Origin of the sequence: Pseudomonas sp. PAMC 29040, from assembly GCF_003994535.1 — a bacterium.
GTDB lineage: Bacteria > Pseudomonadota > Gammaproteobacteria > Pseudomonadales > Pseudomonadaceae > Aquipseudomonas > Aquipseudomonas paraversuta.
Map to the genome: position 1 here is coordinate 119,920 of NZ_RZAA01000011.1, position 23,203 is coordinate 143,122.

A 23,203-nucleotide genomic window follows, 5' to 3' on the forward strand; every position below is an offset into this window, starting at 1 on the left:
TACGTTATAGCGCTGTCAAGGCCACGGGTTTGCCCCAGAATCCTGTGAATCGCCTGCCGGAGCAGTCGGAGCGGTTCGGTTTTAACCGACGGCTGTGACATTGACACTGGCCGGGCTCGACGCCTGCAGCGTTATTTGTAGCAGCCCACAAAAAAACGGCCGGGCATTAAATGCCCGGCCGTTTTTGCTGAAGCGTTGCGACTTACTTTAAAACAGCCAGGGCTGCTTCGTAGTTCGGCTCTTCAGCGATTTCTTTAACCAGTTCGCTGTGCAGCACGTTGTCGTTTTCGTCCAGCACGACTACCGCACGGGCAGTCAGGCCAGCCAACGGGCCGTCAGCAATTGCCACGCCGTAGTTCTCGATGAACTCACGGCCGCGCAGGGTCGACAGGTTCTGTACGTGTTCCAGACCTTCGGCACCGCAGAAACGGGCCTGGGCGAACGGCAGGTCAGCCGAGATGCACAGCACCACGGTGTTTTCCAGATCGTTGGCCTTGGTGTTGAAGGTGCGCACCGAAGTCGCGCAAGTTGGCGTATCAACACTCGGGAAGATGTTCAGCACTTTGCGTTTACCAGCAAAGCTGGCCAACGTCACATCGGACAAATTACCTGCTACCAGCGAAAACGCCGGCGCCTTGGAGCCTACTGCCGGCAGTTCGCCTTTGACTTGAACAGGGTTGCCTTTAAGCGTCACTTGAGCCATGAACGATGTCCTTCTTAACGGTTTTTGAAGAAGCCGGAGTTAAACACGAATCAGGCAGCCGACCTACGGCCCGCAGGTAAAATGTCATGGGCCGCGGAACAAAAAGACCGTGCCGGTACTGAAAAATTCCAAAAATGCCCAGCCTCGAGCAAAACAGTACCCGGCAGCAGACCCCGGGAACTGGCAGTCGCGCCATTTGCTGCTAGCTTCCTAGCGCTGCATTCTTAAGACTTCCAGGGAATTGGACGCTCATGGCTAAGACACACCTTGCTTCGGGACTCTTACTGACCCTGGCCCTGGCCCCTGTCACTGCTGCCCTGGCAGACAATCCCGATATAGCCAACAAAAGTAACAACCCCCTGAGCCTGGCCCCGGGCCTGAACCTGCAGGACTACTACACGCCCCGGGTGTACGACAGCAATATCCACACCAATGACGCCCTGCTGCGCGGCGCCCTGCCCGTCGCCCCGAACGACTTTATCGGCGTACCGCAACTGTTGCGTGCCACCCTGCCCATCAGCACCCGCCCCGACCCCAGGAGTGGTTACAGCACCGGTATGGGCGATCTCAACCTGTTCGATATTTTCCTGCTCAAGACCGATGGCGTGCAGTTGGGCATCGGCCCGCAAATTACGGCGCCCACTGCCGAGCATGACGAACTGGGCACCGGCAAATGGCAAGCGGGGCTGGCAGCGATTGCCATAGATGCCTCACCCCGTGGCCTGCTGGGGGCACTGGTGCAGTATCAAAGCTCTTTTGCCGGTGACAGTGATCGCCAGCATGTCGAGAGCGCCACCTTCCAGCCGTTCATCATCCACAACCTGCCAAAGGGCTGGTACTTGCGCTCCACCGGCACCTGGACCTATGACCTGAAAAACAACACCCACTATATCCCCGTCGGCCTGGGTTTCGGCAAGGCATGGAAAGCCGGGGGCAACATCCTCAACGCCTACCTGGAACCACAATGGACAGTGGAACGCAAAGGCGATGACTTGCCGCAATTCACACTGTTCGCCGGCATTAATGTCACCTTCGGAAAATAAGGAAATTTCATGAATTCGCAGCTTCGTGCTTCTGGCTTCAGCGCCCGGCCCCGGGAGCACGCCCACGTCATGCTGGCCACTCCAGGCATGGAACAGGGCAAAACCTTGGCCCAGACCGGCGCTTGCCTCGATAAAAGCTGGAAACCCGATGACATCAGGTTGCTGTCATGAGCAGTCAATCCACAGTCAGGGACTTTGCCAGGTACCTCAAGCCCCCCGTTTATGCCCTGGCAGCCTGCCTGTCACTGATGGCAACCCAGGTATCAGCCATGAACTTCAGCGCGTCGCCTGCAGAGGCCACAAGCATCGCCAGAGAAGCCTATCTGTATGGTTTCCCGGTGGTGGAGATGTACAAAACCCTCTACGCCCAGGCCGTGGACCAAGGCGGCAAGGACTTCAAGGCGCCGTTCAATGACATCGGCAACACCGCCATGGTGTTCAGCCCCAAAGACAGCGCTTTCGTGACCCCCAATTCGGACACGCCCTATTCATTTCTATGGATGGACCTGCGAGCCGAGCCGCTGGTGCTGACGCTGCCGGCAATTGAAGACGGTCGTTACTACTCCACGCAGTTGATCGACCTGTACACGCAAAACTTCGCCTACCTCGGTAGCCGTACCACGGGCAACAAAGGCGGGAACTTCCTGATTGTCGGGCCGGGCTGGCAAGGTGAGAAACCGGCCGGTATCGAGGCCGTGATTCCCAGCGAAAGCGAAATTGCCTACGGCCTGAACCGGACCCAGCTGTTTGATGAAAAAGACCTGCCCAGGGTCAAGGAAATCCAGCGCGGTTACATAGTGCAGCCCTTGAGCCAGTTCCTCGGCCAACCCGCCCCGCCGCTGTCTGCAGCCATTGACTGGCCGGCCCCCGTGGCGAACATGAGTGACAGCCCCGAGCTGTTCAACTACTTGAATTTCATGCTCGCATTTGCCGAGCCGCAGCCCGGTGAAACGGCATTACGCGAGCGCTTCAAAAAAATTGGCATTGAACCGGGCCTGCCCTATGCAACGGGCCAACTGTCCGCCGAGCAACGCAAGGCCCTGGAAGAAGGAATTGCAGCAGGTAAAGCCGAATTCGAGCAGTTCAAGAAAGAGCAGGTCGACACGCACAAGATCAGCAGTGGAGACCTGTTCGGCTCCCGCGAGCACTTGAAAAACAACTACCTGTACCGTTATGCAGGGGCCAATATGGGGATCTTTGGCAACTCTGCCGAAGAGGCCGATTACATCGGCTATTTCGTCGACAATCAGGGCCGCCCCCTGGACGGCTCCAGACAGCGCTATACCTTGCACTTTGACAAAAATGCCCTGCCCCCTGCCAATGCCTTCTGGTCGCTGACAATGTATGACGGCAAAAGCAAATTGCTGGTGGACAACCCGCTGGATCGCTACCTGATCAATTCGCGCATGTTGCCCGATCTCAAGCGCGACGCAGATGGCGGTGTGACCCTGTACCTCCAGCCTCAACCCCCGGCCGGGGATCTGCAAAACAACTGGTTGCCGGCGCCTGACGGGCCGTTTTACGGCGTACTGCGTATTTATATGCCCAAGCCTGAACTTGCCGACGGGCAATGGAAAATGCCCTTGCTGACACCTGTAGCACCCTGAGCTGTAACCTGCAGCACCCCGGCAAGCCGGGGTGCTGCAACTGTTTTGCCCGCACTCAGTTGCAGATCCCGGAGCTTACTGGCTCTTCAGTTTCAAATACGACTGATGAAGATCTGATGCCCAGCCATCTATCACTTTTTTCACATCGTCGGTCTTCATTTGCTGGCTGCTGTTCTCCAGCGGTTTGCCGGTGCCTTTGCGCACCACCTGCGCCACTACGTCCTGGCTCTGCCCGTCAATGAATACGGCTTCGGTTGCCAGCTGGGTTTCCTGATCGCGAATGCCCGACGCCGTACTGACCGCCGCCGCCACCAGCGCTACCGGAATATATTCGTAAGGTGCCAGGCTCTCGGTCTCGCTGCTCACGGCAGTGATCGCCGGTCGCACCACAATCACGCCCGGCCCGGGGGCGCTGGCCAGTGGCAATGATTTGCTGAGTTCACGCTTGAGTGCTTGATCGTAGTAGCGGGTAATGCCGTTCAACGTGCTTTGCGGGATCTTCTCCGTCGGCTTCGGCGCCGGGTAGAGCTGGCTTGGCTCGATATAGACGCTGGTGTACTGGTTAATATTCAGCTTGGGATCGATCCAGCGCATCACTTCGGCGCCCGAAGGCGATTTGGCTTCTTTAAGGCGACTGTAATCCTTCAAAAAACCGGAGTATTCATCCGGCTGCTGGACCTTGCTTGCACAGCCCACTACCCCGATCGAGGCAATACACAACGTACTAATCATCAGTCCAAGCTTCATTCTGTAACTCCTGTGGAGAACGTAACTATTTGTGTGCCGGATTTATGTATAGCTAATCTGCGGAAAAAGCGCTGCTTCGCCGACCAATTTTCCCGAGACACAGAGGGAAAACAGTACAGCTCAGAAGTATTTAAAAAATGTAAATCGGCTAAAAACCAGATCAGATTTTAAAAAACACTTTTAAATATGCTGCTAAATCTGCTCCGTATTAATTCTCTCCCCCTGAATCTGTCTTGTTTCCTGCCAACTTCCTAGAGTTCACCCAGCGCCAGACCACCAGGCCTGGCAGGACTTTGAACCGTGGAAGACTTGAGCATGAGCACAGCACTAAACGGGCAGGCCTATAACTATAAGGTCGTCCGCCAATTCGCCATCATGACCGTGGTGTGGGGGGTGGTCGGCATGGCCATGGGCGTATGGATCGCCTCGCAACTGGTCTGGCCGCAAATGAACCTGGATTTACCCTGGACCACCTTCGGCCGCCTGCGACCGTTGCACACCAGCCTGGTGATTTTCGGCTTTGCCGGCAGCGCACAGTTTGCCGCCAGCTACTACGCGGTGCAGCGCACCTGTCAGGTACGGTTATTCTCGGACAAGCTGGCAGCCTTTACCTTCTGGGGCTGGCAATCGGTAATTGTGATCATGCTGGTCACCCTGCCGCTGGGCTACACCACCACCAAGGAATACGCCGAAATAGAATTCACCGGTGCCGTGTGGCTGACGGTGGTCTGGGTCGCCTACGCCATCGTGTTCTTTACTACCGTGGTGCAGCGCAAAACCAGACATATCTATGTCGGCAACTGGTTTTTTGGCGCATTCATTCTGGTCATCGCCATGCTGCACGTGGTCAACCACCTGGCGATTCCGGTGGACTGGTTCAAGTCTTATCCCGTGTATGCCGGAGCCACCGATGCCATGGTGCAGTGGTGGTATGGGCATAACGCGGTAGGTTTTTTCCTGACCACCGGCTTTCTCGGGATGATGTACTACTTCGTGCCGAAACAGGTCGGCAGGCCGATTTATTCCTATCGCCTGTCCATCGTGCATTTCTGGGCCCTGATTACCCTCTATATCTGGGCCGGCCCCCATCACCTGCACTACACCGCACTGCCGGACTGGGCCCAGTCGCTGGGCATGGCCATGTCCATCATCCTGCTGGCTCCCAGCTGGGGCGGCATGATCAACGGCATGATGACCCTCTCCGGGGCCTGGCATAAATTGCGCACCGACCCGATCCTGCGGTTTCTGGTGCTGTCACTGGCGTTCTACGGCATGTCGACCTTTGAAGGGCCGATGATGGCCATCAAGACCGTCAATGCCCTGTCCCACTACACCGACTGGACCATCGGCCACGTCCATGCCGGGGCCCTGGGCTGGGTGGCGATGATCACTTTCGGCGCGCTCTATCACATGATTCCCAAGATCTTCGGCCGCGAGCAGATGTACAGCATCGGGCTGATCAACCTGCACTTCTGGCTGGCGACCATCGGCACCGTGCTGTACATCGCCTCGATGTGGGTCAACGGCATCACCCAGGGCCTGATGTGGCGCGCGATCAACGATGACGGCACCCTGACCTATTCGTTCGTGGAGTCGCTGAGCGCCAGCCACCCGGGCTACGTCGTACGTCTGGTGGGCGGGCTGTTCTTCCTCAGCGGCATGCTGTTGATGTGCTGGAACCTGTGGCGAACAGTGCGCGTGGCCGACCTCAAGCAAGCCGAACTGACGGCACAGATAGCCTGACCACCCACCCGATGCAGGTCGCCGGACCGGTATCGGGTGCTTTCGACAAGGAGTGCCGGACATGATCGAAATAGCCCTCAATAGCGCAGCCGTCATCAGCCTCTATTGCGCCATTAGCTGGTGTTTGAAACATAAAACCGCGACCGATATCGACGAAGCCAGCCTGATCCCCTTTGCCGACGACCCTGAAGTGGCGCGCCGGGTTGAGCAGGCCACGGGCAAAACCATCAACGCAGTACAGATGAGTGAGCAAAGCCGCGAGCCAGACCGGTACACGCTGGAACTCTGAATCGAGGTAAATGGCTGCTGAGGCAGATTAAATCGCACGATCAGTTGCACTACCAAGGTATTCGGCGGCATTCTGCCAGCCTGGGTTTAACGAACTTTTGATCGACACCGCACTCAATCTTTACAGCCATTAACACCTTTTCCGACAGAGACGCTCATGACTTCCAAGCTGGAACAACTCAAGCAGTTCACCACCGTGGTCGCAGACACCGGCGACCTCGACGCAATTACCCGCCTCAAACCCGTTGATGCCACGACCAATCCATCCCTGCTGCTCAAAGCCGCAGCCATGCCGGGTTATGCCGAGCTGCTGAAAAATGCCATCGCCCACGCCAACGGTGATGTCGGCCTGGCCTGCGACCACTTCGCGGTCTCGGTGGGTAGCGGTATCTTGAAGGTCATTCCGGGCCGTATTTCGACCGAGGTCGATGCCCGCCTGTCGTTCGACGAATTTGCCTTGCTGAAAAAGGCCAACCAGTTGGTCGAGCTTTACGACAAGGCCGGCGTGGGCCGCGACCGGGTACTGATCAAACTCGCTTCGACCTGGGAAGGCATCCGTGCCGCCGAAAAACTGGAAAATGACGGCATCCAGACCAACCTGACCCTGTTGTTCTCGTTTGCCCAGGCCGCAGCCTGTGCCGATGCCGGGGTGTTCCTGATTTCGCCGTTCGTGGGCCGTATTTACGACTGGTACAAGAAGTCCACCGGCATTGACTACACAGGATCCGATGATCCGGGTGTGCAGTCCGTGACCCGCATCTACAACTACTACAAAGCCAATGACTACAAGACCGTGGTCATGGGTGCCAGCTTCCGCAACCTGAACCAGATCGAACAGCTGGCCGGTTGCGACCGTCTGACCATCAGCCCGGACCTGCTGGAAAAACTGGCCCTGGACGAAGGCAAACTGGAGCGCAAATTGAGCCCTGGGCATCAGGGCGAACCGCGCCAGAGCCTGAACGAAGCGCAGTTCCGCTGGGCCTCGAACGAAGACGCAATGGCCACCGAAAAACTGGCCGAAGGCATCCGCCAGTTCGCCCGTGACCAGGAAAAGCTAGAGGCGTTGTTGACGGCCAGGTAATCCCGCAACAGACCGCGCAATGCCCGCTCCTACAGAAGCTGCACACAACCTGCAGGAGCGGGCCCAGCGACAGAAGCTGCGCTTATCTTGTGGGAGCGGGCTTGCCCGCGATGGCCGCCCCCCGGTAACTCAGCAAGTCAGCAGACTCCTGCAATACCCCTCCACTCCCGCCTCCAGCCCCGACATCGGTTCCTCATAACCCGCTTCGCGCAGCCGGCTCAAGTCGGCGCAGGTGTAGACCTGATACTTGCCCTTGAGCTCTTCGGGGAACTCGCAGTAGCGCAACACCCCTTCAAGCACTGCCGTTTCCAGGGTCAGGGAAGGCCGGCCCTGCGCTCCACGCAAACAGTTGATCGTTGCCAGCGCCAGCTCGTTGAATGAGCGGGCCACACCGCTGCCCAGATTAAAAATGCCACTGGTTTGCGGGTGATCCAGCCAGTGCAGATTGACCTTGACCACATCCTCCACCGAAACAAAATCACGCATGTGCCCGCCTGCCGGATAGCCGCCGTACTCACCGAACAACTCGACATGCCCGTGGTCGCGGTATTGATTGAAACAATGCCGCACCATCGAAGCCATACGGCCTTTGTGTTGCTCGCGGGGGCCGAACACATTGAAGTAACGCAACCCCACCACCTGGCTGCGTGCCTTGCCCGACAATTGCCGCACATGCTGATCGAAGAGGAATTTTGAGTAGGCGTAGACATTCAACGGCCGCTCACACTCGCGAACTTCGCGAAAGTCCCGGTTGGCGCCATAGACCGCTGCCGAAGAGGCATAGATAAAGGGCGTCGCTTGCTCCTGACAGGCTTGCAGCACGTCACAGCTGTAGCGGTAGTTGTTCTCCATCATCAACCGGCCGTCACGTTCCAGCGTACTGGAGCACGCGCCCTGATGCAGAACGGCGCGTATATCGCCCAACTGACGATTGGAAAAACGATGCATGAACTCGCGTTTATCGATGTAGTCCGCGATATCGCAGTCCGCCAGATTGCGGCACTTGTCGCCATCGGTCAGATCGTCCACGGCAATGATGTCACGCTCACCGCGCCGGTTGAGTGCCTTTACCAGGTTACTGCCGATAAAACCGGCGGCCCCGGTTACGATGATGCTCATCTGTCACTACCTCCTGGAATATGGCTTGGGCTCAGGCTATGCCGGTGCGGGCCGACAGCCTTGATGCAGATCAAGCGCGCAAGTGAGTGACATAGCCGAAAGTGACATACGGCACAGGGACCACAGCGCCGAGATTCGATTGCCGCTCAACCATTCATTCAGCCATTCACGCATTTACGCATTTACGCATTTACGCATTTACGCATTCATTGTAGGAGCGAGCTTGCCTCGCGAGCTTTTCCTGCGCAGTCCTTCGAATCGCCAGAAGATCGCGAGGCAAGCTCGCTCCTACACAGAAGACGCATAAGACGCATAAGACGTATGGATGTGTTGCGCGGATCGCCGTAATAGCGCGCAGACGCCGGCGCAGCCAGATCACCAGCCAGCCGTATGGTCGCTATAGAGGGTATGAAGGTCTGCATGCAGCGGCAGTGGGTTCGACGGGGATGGCCCACGGGAACCCTCGGTGCGCTTGCCAGACTCAAGCCTTGAACGGCTTGCGAGGGACAATCACCCGCCCGGCGCCGCCCGGAATGGCAGCGACGGGCGGAGCTGAATCAAGGAATCAGCGAGTAAACCAGCGACGAAATTGCCACCAGGCCAACGGCGGTGACAAACACGTTGGAGATCTTGCCCGAGTACTGGCGCATGGCTGGTACCCGACGAATCGCGTACATCGGCATCAGGAACAGGATGGCCGCGATCACCGGGCCGCCCAGGGTTTCGATCATTCCCAGAATGCTTGGGTTGAGCGTTGCTACTGCCCAGCACACTATCAGCATGAACGCTGCGGTCATGCGGTCCAGGGCTTTCGCTGCCGGGCGCTTGCCGGTCTTCAGGACCAGGCCTTTAAGACCTTCGCTGGCGCCGATGTAGTGACCCAGGAACGATTTGGCTATCGCTACAAAGGCAATCAACGGGGCGGCAAAGGCAATGGTCGGGTTGCTGAAGTGGTTGGCCAGGTAGGACAGGATCGACAGATTCTGCGCCTTGGCTTCAGCCAGCTGCTCAGGTGACAGGGTGAGCACGCAGCTGAAGACGAAGAACAGCACCATTGCCACCATCAACAGGTGGGCGCGGGACAGGATCTGCGAGCTGCGCTCATCGGCGTTCGCCCCATAACGGCGCTTCTGATCAACGGCAAAGGCCGAGATGATCGGCGAATGGTTAAACGAAAACACCATCACCGGAATCGCCAGCCACAAGGTGTGCAGCAATGCTGAGGGAGCCGGCAAGGTGCTCGCCGTGCTCAGAATCCCGCCATTCCAGTGGGGAATCAAAAACACCGCCAAAAACAACAGCGCGACAATGAACGGATAGACCATCATGCTCATGGCCTTGACTATCACTTGCTCGCCGCAACGCACCACGGCCAGCAGGCCGAGAATCAGCACCAGCGACAAAATCGCCCGGGGTGGTGGTGTGACATGCAGTTGATTGAGCATGAAGCTGCCGACCGTATTGGTCAGGGCAACGCTGTAAATCAACAGAATCGGAAAAATCGCACAGAAATACAGCAGCGTGATCAATGCACCGGCCCGCAAGCCGAAATGCTCTTCAACAACATCCGTGATGTCAGAGCCTTCGCGTCCGGAGAGTACGAAGCGGGTCAAACCGCGGTGAGCATAAAACGTCATCGGAAACGCCAGCAACGCCAGAATCAGCAACGGCCAAAAGCCGCCAAGCCCTGCATTGATGGGCAAAAACAAAGTACCTGCGCCAATGGCCGTGCCAAACAGGCCCAGCATCCAGGTAGTGTCATGACGACTCCAGCGACTGAGGGTCGCGGGTGCCGCGTCAAAGCGTTCATCGACGCTGTTAGCCTGGTCATTCATCCGGTCGAATCTCCGCTAGCCGGTCGTTACCACGCAGCCGGGGCGGACAAAACACACCTTACAGACAACGCCCCGGCCGTAAGAAGGGCGCGATTCTCCGGGATTAGTCATAAGAAGCAAAGGTTTAGCTGAGCAATGGTACAAATGATCTTCCATCCCAAAGCAAGAGCTGGACACTAATTGATACACTATGCTTGCCATGAAACCGCCCTAAAGGCCTGTCGCCCATGACTTTTTCGCACCGTTACACCGCACTCATCGGACTTCTCGCCGCCCTTTCGCTGCCGACGGCGAATGCCGAAAGTCTGACGATTACCTGGCCCGGCGACTGGGAGGTGCAGGCCGTGCCACCTGCCCCCGATGACAATGGCCAGCGCCAGCGGGCGGTAAAAAATGACCCCAACGGTGATCCGTTGATGGTGATGGAGCTTACCCAGACCACATTGGCTCCTGACCACAAGGTCAATATGGAAGCGGTACTGCTGCAGATGCGCAAGACCTTGCAGAAGAACTTCGCCGGCGCCGGCTACCAGAGTGCCTGTAACAAAATTCACAGCAGCACCCTGGGCGGTCTGGAGGCATTGGAAACCACCTGCAAAATCACCCAGAACGGCAACCACGTGATCACCCAGACCCTGGTCGCCGCCACCCATGACAGCAACGCCTATGCCCTTTCCTACGCAGGTCCGGCAGACGGCTACAAAGCCAACGAAGCTGAAGTCCTGGGGATTCGTGCCAGCCTGCGTCTGGCGCAATAAGCCCTTTACCTGTCCGGACCGGAGCCTGCCCCGTGAACACTCAGCCATTCTTTCCCTTTCAGGCTCTGGCCGACACCTTGCAGGCCTGGCTGGCGGAGGACAACGGGGACGGCTCCCACGATCTGTCACATATCCACCGTGTGTGGACCAATGCACAAGTGATTCAGGCCAGGGAAGGCGGCGATCTGGAAATTCTCCTGGCCGCCACCCTTCTGCACGACTGCGTGGCAGTGGAAAAGGATTCGCCTTTGCGGGCGCAGGCCTCAACCCTGTCTGCGAATAAAGCCGCGACCATCCTGACGGGGCTGGGCTGGCCCGAGTCGCGAGTGAACGCAGTGGCCCACGCGGTACAGACCCACAGTTTTTCCGCGGCACTGACGCCCGCCACTCTGGAAGCAAAAATACTGCAGGACAGTGACCGCCTGGATGCCATCGGCCTGATCGGCGTAGCACGCTGCTTTTATGTATCGGGAAGAATGGGGTCGGCGCTGTATGACTTCACAAACCCGCAGGCGACGGGACGCGAGTATCAGGACAAGCGTTACACCCTCGAGCATTTCCATACCAAGTTGCTCAAGCTGGCGTCAGGTTTTCAAACCCCGGAAGGTGCGCGACTGGCAGCCATCAGACATAAGCGCCTTGAATGGTTTGTGCAGGATTTCATGGATGAAATAGCCGGCCTGTAGGAGCGAGCTTGCCTCGCGAGCTGTTGCGGCCGCAGATACCGCAGCGAAAAGATCGCGAGACAAGCTCGGCTCCTACAAAGATTTCACCAACCCCCGCCTCTGTAGGAGCGAGCTTGCTCGCGAGCTGTTGCGGCCTCAGATACCGCAGCAAAAAAATCGCGAGACAAGCTCGCTTCTACAAGAATTTCACCAACCCCACCCTCTGTAGGAGCGAGCTTGCTCGCGAGCTGTTGCGGCCTCAGATACCGCAGCAAAAAGATCGCGAGCAAGCTCGCTCCTACAAGAATTTCACCAACCCCACCCTCTGTAGGAGCGAGCTTGCCTCGCGAGCTGTTGCAGCCCCAGATACCGCAGCGAAAATATCGCGAGACAAGCTCGCTCCTACAAGAATTTCACCAACCCCCGCCTCTGTAGGAGCGAGCTTGCTCGCGAGCTGTTGCGGCCTTAGATACCGCAGCAAAAAGATCGCGAGCAAGCTCGCTCCTACAGGGTTTGGCCGGCAGTGCGCCTACGGGATCAGCACCACTTTGGCGCAGGTCCCTGCATTGACCTCGGCATAACTGCTCAACCCGTCTGCCAACCGCGCTTCTTGCAGCACACGGGGCACGGGCAGCAGGCCCTGGTCGAAATACTGGCCAAATTGATCAAGCATCCGGGCGCACTCGCCACAGCTGTAAAGCAGCGAATTGACCCCGATCAACGTGCCGCCCTTGCGATACAGCGCCAGCGCCGGCAAGTGCACATGGCCGTCCAGTGGTGCAGCAATGAAGGCCACACGACCAAAAATCCGCAACGCCGCAACGGTCGCTGGCAGCCAGTGCCCGGTGGTGTCGAATATGACTTCAGCACCATCGCTGAACACTGCGCTGACCTGAGCGGCCAGATCTTCGGGCTTGCCCAGCACAATCACTTCAATCCCTTGCTCCCGTAGCACTTGAGCCTGGTCAGGGCGCCGCACCGCAGCCAGCACCCTGGCGCCGAGGACTTTCGCCAGCGCAATGGCGGCACTGCCTACAGCACCGTTGGCACCGATCACCAATAAACAGGTATCCGCCCCTACATCACTGCGCTGTAGCGCATCCCATGCCGTGGTATAGGGCACGCCCAGGCTGGCGGCCTGAACAAAGCTCAATGTGCGGGGCTTGAGCGCGACTCCCGCAACCGGCAAGCGCAAAAAATCCCCATGGGAACCATCACCATAGAAGCCCAGTTCCTGGCCGGTACCCCATACCTCCTGCCCCACCAACGCCGCTGGTCCCTCGACAATCACCCCGGAAAAGTCACGCCCCGGAATACGCGGCAAGGTGGTGTAGGGGAAACGCCCGAGCACATTCTTCACATCGCTGGGGTTCAGGCCGGCCGCCTTGACCTGCACCAGCACCTCGTCTGCACCGGGTACGGGGGTTGGCACTTCAACCAGGGTCAGTGCGGCCAGATCGCCGGTTCTGGAGAATTGCAGTGCTTTCATGCTCAGCCCTCTGGGTGGTGTATTGATGCTCCCAGTGTATGACCGACAGCCGACAGGTATCGGCCAAAGCCTTCTGCCTATCGGTCAAACCGCCGTTGCTGCGCCCTGGCGCAGTGCATATAACGAAGGACTGACCCCCAACTCGCGTCGGAACATGTCGCTAAAACTGCTGGGGGAATAGCCCAGCGAGCGTGCGACCTGGCTGACACAAGTCCCCTGAATCAGTTCGGCAGCTGCGGTCGCCAGTTGCACCTGACGCCGCCACTGCGCAAAGCCCGTACCCAGTTCCATCTGAAACAGCCGCGCCAGGGTACGGACACTGGCCCCGGCGTTCTGCGCATGTTGCTCGAAGGAAATATCCAGGGTCGGGCTGGCCATTACCGACTGGCACAGGTTCAGCAGGCGCCGGTCAGGTGTATCGGGCATCGGCACCCTGAGCAAGGTACGCCCCGCGCGTTGCAACTCGAGCAGCGTCAGATTGAGCACAGCCTCGGTGTAGGACGATTGCCCAGCAGCCTGCTCCACCAGATTGATGATCAATTCGCGCAGCAAACGTCCGACTTCAATCACCTGCACGGTGCTGTCCAGAGTGCTGGCCAGTGCCGGAGGCAGATAGATATTGCGCATCTGCAAGTCCGAGACCACCCGGATCCCGTGGGGCACCCCCGGCGGTAGCCAGACCGCCCGTTGTGGCGGAACCGCCAGGGCTTCCTCCGGGGTGTCGACCCACATCACCCCGGACATGGCATATAACAATTGGCCCCATTCATGCTCATGGGGATCAATGTATAAACCACGCGGATAGGTACGGGCCAACGGCTGAACCGGCACGCCGGGATCAGACAAATCAGGCGGGACTGCAAGTGCCATGAACTGAAGACGTCAGAAAAGTGAAGAGCCATGGTAGCCAAGCTGCTGCTCGACAACCAGACTGAGGTCTTGAATGCACCAAAAATGCCCCTACCTGACAAAATCGTCATCTTGTTATCAGCTGCCTGACAGTGCCCGGCACTCAGGCTGAAACTTTTTGGATTAAGAGAAACCCGATGAAAACCCCATTGCGTCTTGTCGCCCTTTCGGCCCTGTTGCTGACCTCAATGGCACAGGCTGCCGAGCAACTGACCATCGATGTTCACCGCGATGCCAATTGTGGCTGCTGCAAAACCTGGATCTCCCACCTGCAAGCCAATGGTTTCAAGGTCAATGACCATGTTGAAGCGGACATGAGCAGCTTTAAACAGCAGGCTGGCGTAGAGCCGCGACTGGCTTCTTGCCACACCGGCATGATCAACGGCAAGTTCGTGGAAGGTCATGTGCCGGCCGATCAAGTGGTCGCCCTGAGCAAACGCAACGACCTCAAGGGTATTGCCGTGCCGGGCATGCCGGTGGGCTCCCCGGGCATGGAAATGGGCGACCGCAAGGATGCCTACCAGGTGATAGGCCTGCGTAACGACGGCAGTGATGAGGTCATTGCGCAATATCCGGGCAACTGACCCCTGCCTGCGCAAACGCACCGAACAGGTGCGTTTGCGGACAAGACCGCCTGGCTGCCAGGACTTACCGCTCAGCCGATTCCCCACCTTATGGCGCTTATTTCAGGCACCTGTCCCACAGCCTCCCGGCATCCCTCCTACACTTGAAGCTGTCGCAATTGCGACGCTTGATTTTCGCGCTTAAATAAACCGAACCTTCTGCATTGGCTACAGGTCAAGTTAAAGGCAAGTCACCCTTTGTGGTGCATTCCTTGCAGCGATCTGTCAGCCGACTGCGCGCCCATGGCTTCGGTGGTCAACCGCTTAACAATCTGGAGTTGAATGTCGCCCCTGAGGAAATGATTGTTTCCCTGCCGGACAGACAAAGTGAATCTATAAGTACAAAGGGAGAGAGTCATGATCAGTGCTGCTGCTTCCCAACAAGATGATCGGCTTGACCCGCAGGCCTCCAATCTGATTTCACTGTCAGATTCAGGCCCTGCAGGGAAGGCAGTACTGCCGGCAGGAAATGCCAACCCCAATAAAAAGAAGGTGCTGTTTGTCACATCGGAACTGGCCGATCTGGTTAAAACCGGCGGCCTTGGAGATGTATCCGCCGCACTGCCCCGGGCCATGCGCCACCTGCATGATGTGCGGGTCCTGATTCCGGGCTACCGCCAGGTGCTAAACAGCGACAATCCGATCCATATCATCGGCGAACTCAGCGGTCACGCAGCCTTGCCCCCATGCAAGATCGGGCGCATGGACCTCAAGGACGGGCTGGTCATCTATGTACTGATCTGCCCCGAACTGTATGAGCGCGAAGGCAGCCCATATGGTGCCAACAATGGCCGTGACTGGCCGGACAACCATATCCGCTTTGCCCGCCTGGGCCTGGCTGCGGCCGATATTGCGGCCAATCTGGCACAAATTCACTGGCAGCCCGATCTGGTGCATGCCCATGACTGGCCGGCCGGGCTGACACCGGCGTATATGCATTGGCGCGGACAGCGCACCCCCACCCTGTTCACCATCCACAACCTGGCCTATCAGGGTGTATTCAGCCGGGCCTGCTGCCCCGAGCTGGCCATTCCGGACCATGCCCTGCAACAGGACGGCATGGAGTTTTATGGCAAATTGTCATTTCTCAAGGCCGGGATGGCCTATTCGAGCCATATCACCACCGTCAGTGCCACCTATGCCGCCGAAATCACCACCCCCAGCTTTGGTTGCGGGCTTGATGGTTTCCTGGCCAGCAAAACCCAACAGGGCCTGCTCAGCGGAATCCCCAACGGCATTGATGAAAGCTGGGAGGCATCTACCGATCCGCATCTGGTCGCGCCGTTCAGCATTGGCGACTGGAAGGGCAAGGCCCTGAACGCCGATCACGTGCGCAACCTGTTTGGCCTCACACCATCCAAAGGCCCCTTGTTCGCCGTGGTGTCGCGTCTGGTGTACCAGAAAGGGCTGGACCTGACCGAGGCCGTGGCGGCGTATATCGTCGCCTCGGGCGGGCAGATTTGCATCATAGGGCGCGGCGAACCCGAAGCAGAACAGGCCATGCGCGACCTGGCCCTGCGCTTTCCCGGACAGGTCGGCGTGCGCATCGGATTCAACGAAACCGACGCCCGCCGCATGTTCGCCGGCAGCGACTTCTTATTGATGCCCTCGCGCTATGAACCTTGTGGCTTGAGCCAGATGTACTCGCAACGCTTCGGCTCGCTGCCCGTGGCGCGCAATACCGGCGGCCTGGCTGACACCATCGACGATGGCGTGACCGGTTTCTTGTTCGATGAGTCCACTGTCGAAAGCTACCAGCAGGCCCTGTGCCGGGCGTTCAAGGTGTTTGCCTACCCGGGCCTGCTCAATGCCATGCGGTGCCGCGCCATGACTGCGCCGTTCAACTGGTGCAAGGCCGTGGAACCCTACGCCGAACTCTATGAACAATTGGTCAGCACGTCTCTGAGCAACGCCGGCAAATTTTAAAGAGGCCTTAGTCGATGCCTTCACAGACATTGCAAACCTGGCCCCATGGCGCCCACCTGCTGGACGCGCAACACACACGCTTCACCCTCTGGGCCCCGGATGCGCATTCGGTCAGCCTTGAGCTGGATAACGGCCGGTCGCTGCCAATGCCGGCCCGGGCGCAGGGCTGGTTTGTGCTGGATGCCCCCTGCCCCAAGGGCACCCGTTATCGCTACTGCATCAATGGCGAATTTACGGTGCCGGACCCGGCCTCCCGGGCGCAGGACGGCGGGCTCGAGGGTTACAGCGTGGTGCTCGATCCCAATGATTACCACTGGCGCAACCGCCACTGGCAAGGCCGGCCCTGGCATGAAGCGGTGATTTATGAACTGCATGTCGGCGTGCTCGGTGGCTATGCCGAAGTGGCCAAGCTGTTGCCACGCCTGGCACAAATGGGCGTCACCGGCATCGAACTGATGCCTTTGGCGCAGTTCAGCGGCGAACGCAATTGGGGCTATGACGGCGCCCTGCTGTACGCGCCCCATGACACCTACGGCTCACCCCAGGCACTCAAGCAGTTGATTGACCAGGCCCATGGCCTGGGCCTGATGGTCATAGTGGACGTTGTCTACAACCATTTCGGGCCGCAAGGCAATTACTTGCCCACCTATGCCAACCCGTTTTTCAACGAGCAGGCCCACACCCCCTGGGGGGCCGGCATCAATTACGAACGCCGTGAGGTACGTGACTTTTTCATCGGCAACGCGCTGATGTGGTTGCTTGAATATCGCTGCGACGGGCTGCGCCTGGATGCAGTGCATGCAATCAATCACCCGGGGTTTATGCATGAACTGGCGCAGCATGTACGCCAGCGCGCAGGCCCGGAACGACAGCTGTGGCTGACCCTGGAAAACGAGGCCAATCAGGCCTTTCTCCTGGAAAAAGACTACGACGCACAGTGGAATGACGACGGGCACAACGTCTTGCATGTACTGCTGACGGCAGAAACCGACGCCTATTATTCCGAGTTTGTCGAAAACAACACCCAAAAGCTGGCTCGTTGCTTGAGTCAGGGCTTTGTCTTTCAAGGCCAGAACGATCGCCACGGCAATGCCCGGGGTGAATCCAGCAGCCATTTGCCGCCCACCGCCTTCGTCCTGTTCTTGCAAAATCACGATCAGGTCGGCAATCGCGCCCTGGGTGATCGCCTGCATCAGCTTTGCCCGCCCCAGGCCTTGCGCGCCGCGACCACCTTGCTGCTGTTATCGCCGATGATTCCGTTGCTGTTCATGGGCGAAGAAAGTGCAGCGCCCGAGCCCTTTCTGTTTTTCACCGACTACACCGGCGAACTGGCCCAGGCCGTCACCGAGGGCCGACGCAAGGAATTCGCCGACTTCAGCAGCTTCAACTCGATAAGCCAGGGGCCGGAAATTCCCGATCCCAACCTGTTATCGACCTTTAGCCATGCCCGCCCGTCATTGCCCGGGGTCGATGACGGGCAGCGCAATAACATGCTGGCGCTCTATCAAGAATTACTGCGCATACGCCATCAATCGATCATTGCGCGCCTGCCCGGAACCCAATCCCTGGGGGCCCATGTACTGGCGGCAGGCGCCGTGGCCGCTCACTGGCGCATGGGCGACGGCAGCGTGCTGAACATCACCCTCAATCTGAGTTCCCGCGCGGTGCCCCACACCCCGGCGCCTGCTACCGAAATCTTGTTTCAAAGCCAGCCCCAAGTGGCCTCGCAACTCCACGAGCAGCATCTGCTGGCCCCCTATTGCGCGTTGGTCAGCCTGCTTGCCGCCCCCCGTCAATCGCCCCCACCGGAGAGCGCCCATGAGTGAAGCGCAACTTGAAATACTGGCCAGTCGTGCCGGCCTGGCCGTGGACTGGGTAGATGCCAACGGGACGCCCCAGCATGTACCGGCCCACGCACTGAGAGCGGTACTGGCCGGGCTCGGTCTACCTGCCGATACGGCCGAAGCCATAGAAACCAGCATGCTTAACCTGCAGCTGGAGCAGCAAAACAAACACCTGCCGCCGCTGCTGACTGCCGACGTGGGCAAAAGCCTGAACCTGGCGCGGTATTTCAACCCCCATAGCCAGTGCGTCATCCATCTGGAAACCGGCGGCACCCTGGACATTCAACTGGACGCCGACGCCTGGCTTCCCGGCATGATCGGGGTGGGTTATCACCGGGCCCAGGTCGAAGATCAGTACTTCATCCTCGCTGTAGCTCCGGCCCGTTGCTACAGCATGGCGGACGCCGTCAACAGTGCCACACCCCGGGCCTGGGGTTTGAGCACGCAACTGTACGCCCTGAAACGCCAGGGCGATGGTGGCTTTGGCGACACCCGGGCCCTGGCGCACTTTGCCCAGGCCGCCGGCGAGCGTGGCGCCGATGCCCTGGCGATCAGCCCGATGCACGCAATGTTCAGCTGCGACCCGTATCGCTACAGCCCCTACTCGCCCTCCAGCCGGCTGTTTCTCAACAGCCTGTACGCCGCCCCCGCCACCGTACTGGGTGAGGTCCCGGTGCAAAGGGCCATCGAGACCTGCGGTCTTGCCCCCGAACTGCACCGGCTGGAGCAACTGCCGCTGATTGACTGGCCAGCGGCAACCCTGGCCAAACAAACCCTGCTGCGCCAGCTCTACGAAGACTTCCTGCTCGGTGAACAGCCGCTGCTGGACGACTTCCTGCAGTTTCGCGACGAAGGCGGTGAAGCCCTGGAAAACCACTGCCGGTTCGAAGCCTTGCAGGCGCAGCATGTGGCCGAGCAGCAAAGCCTGGACTGGCGGCAGTGGCCCGAACAGTGGCGCGATCCCGACAGCCCGGCACTGCTGATATTTGCCGAAGAACAAGCCCACAACATCGGCTATTACGCCTTTTGCCAGTGGCTGATTGCCCGGTGCCTGGCTCAGGCGCAAAAGGCCGCCCGCGACAGCGGCATGGCGGTTGGCCTGATCGCCGACCTCGCGGTGGGCGCCGATGGCGGCGGCAGCCAGGCCTGGTGCCGTCAGGATGAACTGCTGGCGCACCTCACCGTCGGTGCTCCACCGGACTTGCTCAATCGTCAGGGCCAGGGCTGGGGCATCTCCGCATTTTCCCCCGATGGCCTCAAGCGCAACGGCTTCCGCGCCTTTATCGAAATGCTGCGGGCCAACTTCGCCCACGCCGGCGGCTTGCGTATCGACCATGTAATGGGACTGCAACGCCTGTGGGTCATCCCCCTGGGCGCCCCGGCCCATGAAGGGGCCTACCTGTACTACCCTGTCGAAGACATGCTGCGCTTGCTGGCGCTGGAATCCGTACGCCATCAAGCCATTGTCCTGGGCGAAGACCTGGGCACCGTGCCCGACGGCCTGCGCGAAAAACTCAGCGAGCGCTCGATTCTGGGCATGCGCGTGCTGTTGTTTGAACAGGATTACGGGGCCCATTTCCGGCCCATTCTGGACTGGCCGGATAACGCGCTGGCCACCACCAGCACCCATGATCTGCCAACCCTCAATGGCTGGTGGCTGGAGCGCGACATCGACTGGAATGCCCGGCTGGGCATGGTGGATCAGGCAACCGAGGCCCACTGGCGGGAAAACCGCCAGCATGAACGTAATGGCCTGCACCGGGCGCTGAGTCAGGACCGGCAGAATTTTCTGGACGAATCCACCGGGGCCGACCAGGTGCTCGACGCCAGCGCCCGCTTCCTTGGACATACCCGCGCGCCGCTGGTGCTGCTGCCCATAGAAGATGCCCTGGGCCTGCAAGAACAGGCCAATCTGCCCGGGACCATCAGCAGCCACCCCAACTGGTGCCGACGCCTTCCCGCAGACTGCGACACCCTGCTTGATTCAGCAGACGTTGCCCGACGCCTGGAACTGCTCGCCTGCGCGCGACTGCAAGCCCAGGAGCGCGATCAATGAACGGGCAGCCGCCAGTGCCCGTGCGCGCGACCCAGCGCGTGCAATTGCATGCCGGTTTCACACTGGATGATGCGCGACTTCAGGTGCCCTACTTCGCGCGCCTGGGCATCAGCCATCTATATGCCTCGCCCTTGCTCACCGCCCGCACAGGCTCGATGCATGGTTACGATGTGGTGGACCCGGCCCACGTCAGCCCGGCGCTGGGCGGCGAATCGGCGCTGCGGCGTCTGGTGGCCGAACTGAGGGCCCACGACATGGGCCTGATCCTCGATATCGTGCCCAATCACATGGCCGTGGGCGGGTCTGACAATGCCTGGTGGCAAGACCTTCTGGCCTGGGGCCGGGCCAGCCCGTACGCCGAGTTTTTTGACATCCAGTGGCACTCCTCCGACCCCTTGCTAAAGGGTCAGCTGTTGCTGCCATTTCTGGGCAATGACTACGGTGCAAGCCTGCAAGAAGGCAGTATCCGTTTGCGCTTCAATGCCGACACGGGCGCTTTTCACGCAGAGTATGGCACCCATCATTTCCCCATTTGCCCGCTGCACTACGCCACCCTCCTCGGCAACAGCCCGCAGCAGTCCTTGCAGGTGCTGGCAGAGCAATTTTCGGCGCTTAAAGACAGTGACAGCCCCCGGGAGCAGGGGCTGGCGCTGCAACAGCAACTGGCCGTATTCAGCCAGTCGCCCGGCGCTGATGACGCCATACAGCAGCTGTTGTCACACTTCGATTCACGCCACGCCCAGGGTTTTGCCCGCCTGCACCAGTTGCTCGAGCGTCAGGCCTACCGACTGGCCAGCTGGCGCACTGCCGCCGACGACATCAACTGGCGCCGCTTCTTTGATGTCAACGAACTCGCGGGTTTGCGCGTTGAGCGCTCCAGGGTCTTCGATGCCACCCACGGCAAAATATTCCAGCTGATTGAACAGGGCCTGGTGGACGGGCTGCGCATCGATCACATTGACGGCCTGGCCAACCCGCGCGGGTATTGCCGCAAATTGCGCCGCCGGGTAGATAGCCTGAGCCCGGGCCGGCATATACCCATCTATGTCGAAAAGATCCTCGCCATGGACGAGCTGCTGCCCGGCGACTGGTGTGTCGACGGCACCACCGGCTATGAATTCATGGATCAGGTGTCACTGCTTCAGCATCAACCCGAGGGTGAGCAACCCCTGGCGCAGTTATGGTCCGGCCTCAGCCAGCGGCCAGCCGACTTTCACGCCGAAGCCTTGCTGGCACGCCAACAGATCCTCAACGGTTCCCTTGCCGGTGATTTTTCAAGCGTGGCCCAGGCATTGCTGGACGTTGCCCGCGACGACATCATGAGCCGCGACCTGACCCTGGGCGCCATACGCCGGGCTCTGGAAGCGCTGGTGATGCATTTTCCGGTGTACCGCATCTATATCGGCGCGAACGGCCGCAGCGCGGCCGATGAGGTCTTCTTTGAACAGGCAATGGCTGGCGCCCGGGAGCAGCTGGGTGAAGCCGACTGGCCCGTGCTGGACAATTTGCAACAGTGGCTGGGGGGCGCTGCCTGGCGCAACTGGCCTGCAGGCCTTTCACGCAAACGCCTCAAGCATGCCTGTGTGCGTTTTCAGCAACTGACCTCGCCCACTGCCGCCAAAGCCGTGGAAGACACGGCGCTCTACCGCTATGGACGATTGTTGTCGCGCAACGATGTCGGCTTCAGTACCGAACGTATCAGTGCCCCGAGCGAAGACTTTCACCGCGTCTGCGAGCAGCGTTCAAAGCACTTCCCGGACAACCTGCTGGCCACCGCCAGCCATGATCACAAGCGCGGCGAAGACAGCCGCGCGCGCCTTGCCGTACTCAGTGAGCGCAGTGCCTGGTACGTGCAGTGCGTGCAGCGCTGGCAACCCCTGGCACAGGCACTGCGGGCAGACGCCAGTGGCCCGACGCCCGGCGATGAGTTGATCCTGTATCAAATCATCCTCAGTACCTGGCCGCTGGATCTGCGGCTTGACGATGCTCCGGGCCTGCAGCAATACCACGACAGAATCTGGCAGTGGCAACTCAAGGCCTTGCGCGAAGCCAAGCTCGAGAGCCAGTGGGACGCCCCTGACGAAGCCTATGAGCAAGGGGTCAAAACCTTTGTTGCCCGACTGCTGCTGCAACCGGCCGGGCTCGCTTTACGCACCGAACTGTTTCAGGCCTGTGAAGACATCGCCAGTGCCGGGGCCGTCAACGGGCTGGCGCAATGTCTGTTGAAACTGACCACCCCCGGGGTTCCCGACATCTATCAGGGCACCGACCTCTGGGACCTGAGCCTGGTGGACCCGGACAACCGCCGGCCCGTGGACTTCGAACAGCGCCAGCAACTGCTTGCCAGCCCTTTGAGTGAAGACCAGCTGCTGCAGCAGTGGCGCAGTGGTGCGATCAAACAGGCATTGATTGCCCGCACCCTGCATCTGCGCGCGCGCCACCCGCAGCTGTTCAGTCGCGGCAGCTATATCCCGCTGACGGTAAGCGGTCCGCGGGCCACCCAAGTACTCGCATTTGCCCGTCGCTGGCAGGATCAACTGGCGGTGATCGTGGTGCCACGCTTGAGCGCCGCCGACCTGCAAAAACAGGCGCCCGTCTTTAGTTCAAAGTCCATTTGGGCAGATACCTGCATCGATTTACCGTTTGACGGATTAAACCTCAAATTAAAGGGACTTTTTGAAACACCGGTAGTCACTAAAAGTAAGACGCTGCGGGTCTGCGATGCTCTCGATACCTTCCCCGTCAATCTCATGATCAACCCTTGAGT

At 59.4% G+C, this 23,203-nt stretch carries 19 protein-coding genes; 13 read left to right on the forward strand and 6 right to left on the reverse strand.

Features of this window, described 5'->3' with window-relative positions:
* Positions 1-202 precede the first annotated feature (202 nt).
* Complete coding sequence (gene tpx / locus WG29040_RS19375) at positions 203-703, reverse strand: thiol peroxidase (protein WP_003447601.1); 501 nt, start codon at positions 701-703, stop codon at positions 203-205.
* A gap of 251 nt (positions 704-954) precedes the next feature.
* Here tpx and WG29040_RS19380 point away from each other — a divergent pair, with 251 nt between their 5' ends.
* From WG29040_RS19380 to WG29040_RS19385, 3 genes are read left to right on the forward strand one after another with little or no spacing between them, the layout of a single operon-like run.
* Entirely contained in the window at positions 955-1,746 is a 792-nt protein-coding gene (locus WG29040_RS19380; protein ID WP_127196713.1) for a hypothetical protein, read from the forward strand.
* A gap of 9 nt (positions 1,747-1,755) precedes the next feature.
* On the forward strand, positions 1,756-1,917 hold the full coding sequence (locus WG29040_RS24370) for a hypothetical protein (RefSeq protein WP_165878375.1): 162 nt from the start codon (positions 1,756-1,758) through the stop codon (positions 1,915-1,917).
* Complete coding sequence (locus WG29040_RS19385) at positions 1,914-3,353, forward strand: DUF1254 domain-containing protein (protein ID WP_127196714.1); 1,440 nt, start codon at positions 1,914-1,916, stop codon at positions 3,351-3,353. Before WG29040_RS24370 ends, WG29040_RS19385 begins: the two co-directional genes overlap by 4 nt.
* 75 nt (positions 3,354-3,428) lie before the next feature.
* Here WG29040_RS19385 and WG29040_RS19390 read toward each other — a convergent pair whose 3' ends face one another.
* Positions 3,429-4,100 carry a DUF3313 domain-containing protein gene (locus tag WG29040_RS19390; protein ID WP_003447598.1) on the reverse strand — a complete coding sequence of 224 codons (672 nt, stop codon included), beginning with the start codon at positions 4,098-4,100 and terminating at the stop codon, positions 3,429-3,431.
* Between the two features lie 315 nt (positions 4,101-4,415).
* Here WG29040_RS19390 and ccoN point away from each other — a divergent pair, with 315 nt between their 5' ends.
* The 3 genes from ccoN (at position 4,416) to tal (ending at position 7,212) form a co-directional block, all read left to right on the forward strand.
* The gene (ccoN, locus tag WG29040_RS19395) at positions 4,416-5,843 is read left to right on the forward strand and encodes a cytochrome-c oxidase, cbb3-type subunit I (RefSeq protein WP_003447597.1); all 1,428 of its coding nucleotides are present in this window, start codon (positions 4,416-4,418) and stop codon (positions 5,841-5,843) included.
* A 61-nt stretch (positions 5,844-5,904) separates the two neighbouring features.
* Positions 5,905-6,132, forward strand: a complete 228-nt coding sequence (locus WG29040_RS19400; protein WP_003447596.1) for a hypothetical protein — start codon at positions 5,905-5,907, stop codon at positions 6,130-6,132.
* 156 nt (positions 6,133-6,288) lie between these two features.
* Positions 6,289-7,212, forward strand: a complete 924-nt coding sequence (gene tal, locus WG29040_RS19405; protein WP_010656088.1) for a transaldolase — start codon at positions 6,289-6,291, stop codon at positions 7,210-7,212.
* Positions 7,213-7,341: 129 nt separating this feature from the next.
* Here the strand turns inward: tal and rfaD are convergent, their stop codons facing one another.
* A complete protein-coding gene (gene rfaD, locus WG29040_RS19410; RefSeq protein WP_127196715.1) occupies positions 7,342-8,331 on the reverse strand; it encodes an ADP-glyceromanno-heptose 6-epimerase in 990 nt (329 codons plus the stop codon).
* A gap of 557 nt (positions 8,332-8,888) precedes the next feature.
* Positions 8,889-10,166 carry a serine/threonine transporter gene (locus WG29040_RS19415; RefSeq protein ID WP_003447591.1) on the reverse strand — a complete coding sequence of 426 codons (1,278 nt, stop codon included), beginning with the start codon at positions 10,164-10,166 and terminating at the stop codon, positions 8,889-8,891.
* A 227-nt stretch (positions 10,167-10,393) separates the two neighbouring features.
* Here WG29040_RS19415 and WG29040_RS19420 point away from each other — a divergent pair, with 227 nt between their 5' ends.
* Entirely contained in the window at positions 10,394-10,924 is a 531-nt protein-coding gene (locus WG29040_RS19420; RefSeq protein WP_010656090.1) for a DUF4946 domain-containing protein, read from the forward strand.
* 32 nt (positions 10,925-10,956) lie between these two features.
* Complete coding sequence (locus tag WG29040_RS19425; RefSeq protein WP_127196716.1) at positions 10,957-11,610, forward strand: HD domain-containing protein; 654 nt, start codon at positions 10,957-10,959, stop codon at positions 11,608-11,610.
* A gap of 508 nt (positions 11,611-12,118) precedes the next feature.
* Here WG29040_RS19425 and WG29040_RS19430 read toward each other — a convergent pair.
* Together WG29040_RS19430 and WG29040_RS19435 are read right to left on the reverse strand one after the other, a co-directional pair.
* A complete protein-coding gene (locus WG29040_RS19430) occupies positions 12,119-13,078 on the reverse strand; it encodes a zinc-binding alcohol dehydrogenase family protein (protein ID WP_127196717.1) in 960 nt (319 codons plus the stop codon).
* Between the two features lie 84 nt (positions 13,079-13,162).
* Positions 13,163-13,948 carry a helix-turn-helix transcriptional regulator gene (locus tag WG29040_RS19435; protein WP_003447583.1) on the reverse strand — a complete coding sequence of 262 codons (786 nt, stop codon included), beginning with the start codon at positions 13,946-13,948 and terminating at the stop codon, positions 13,163-13,165.
* A 176-nt stretch (positions 13,949-14,124) separates the two neighbouring features.
* Here WG29040_RS19435 and WG29040_RS19440 point away from each other — a divergent pair, with 176 nt between their 5' ends.
* The 5 genes from WG29040_RS19440 to WG29040_RS19460 all read left to right on the forward strand — a co-directional run bounded on the left by WG29040_RS19440 (position 14,125) and on the right by WG29040_RS19460 (position 23,201).
* On the forward strand, positions 14,125-14,571 hold the full coding sequence (locus WG29040_RS19440; RefSeq protein ID WP_003447581.1) for a DUF411 domain-containing protein: 447 nt from the start codon (positions 14,125-14,127) through the stop codon (positions 14,569-14,571).
* A 396-nt stretch (positions 14,572-14,967) separates the two neighbouring features.
* A complete protein-coding gene (gene glgA, locus WG29040_RS19445) occupies positions 14,968-16,536 on the forward strand; it encodes a glycogen synthase GlgA (protein ID WP_003447579.1) in 1,569 nt (522 codons plus the stop codon).
* A gap of 14 nt (positions 16,537-16,550) precedes the next feature.
* Complete coding sequence (treZ, locus tag WG29040_RS19450) at positions 16,551-18,362, forward strand: malto-oligosyltrehalose trehalohydrolase (protein WP_127196718.1); 1,812 nt, start codon at positions 16,551-16,553, stop codon at positions 18,360-18,362.
* Positions 18,355-20,436: a 4-alpha-glucanotransferase gene (gene malQ, locus WG29040_RS19455; protein ID WP_127196719.1), complete on the forward strand. Its 2,082-nt coding sequence runs from the start codon at positions 18,355-18,357 to the stop codon at positions 20,434-20,436. The genes treZ and malQ overlap by 8 nt, the downstream gene beginning before the upstream one ends.
* Positions 20,433-23,201: a malto-oligosyltrehalose synthase gene (locus tag WG29040_RS19460; RefSeq protein ID WP_127196720.1), complete on the forward strand. Its 2,769-nt coding sequence runs from the start codon at positions 20,433-20,435 to the stop codon at positions 23,199-23,201. Before malQ ends, WG29040_RS19460 begins: the two co-directional genes overlap by 4 nt.
* The last annotated feature ends 2 nt before the right edge of the window (positions 23,202-23,203 follow it).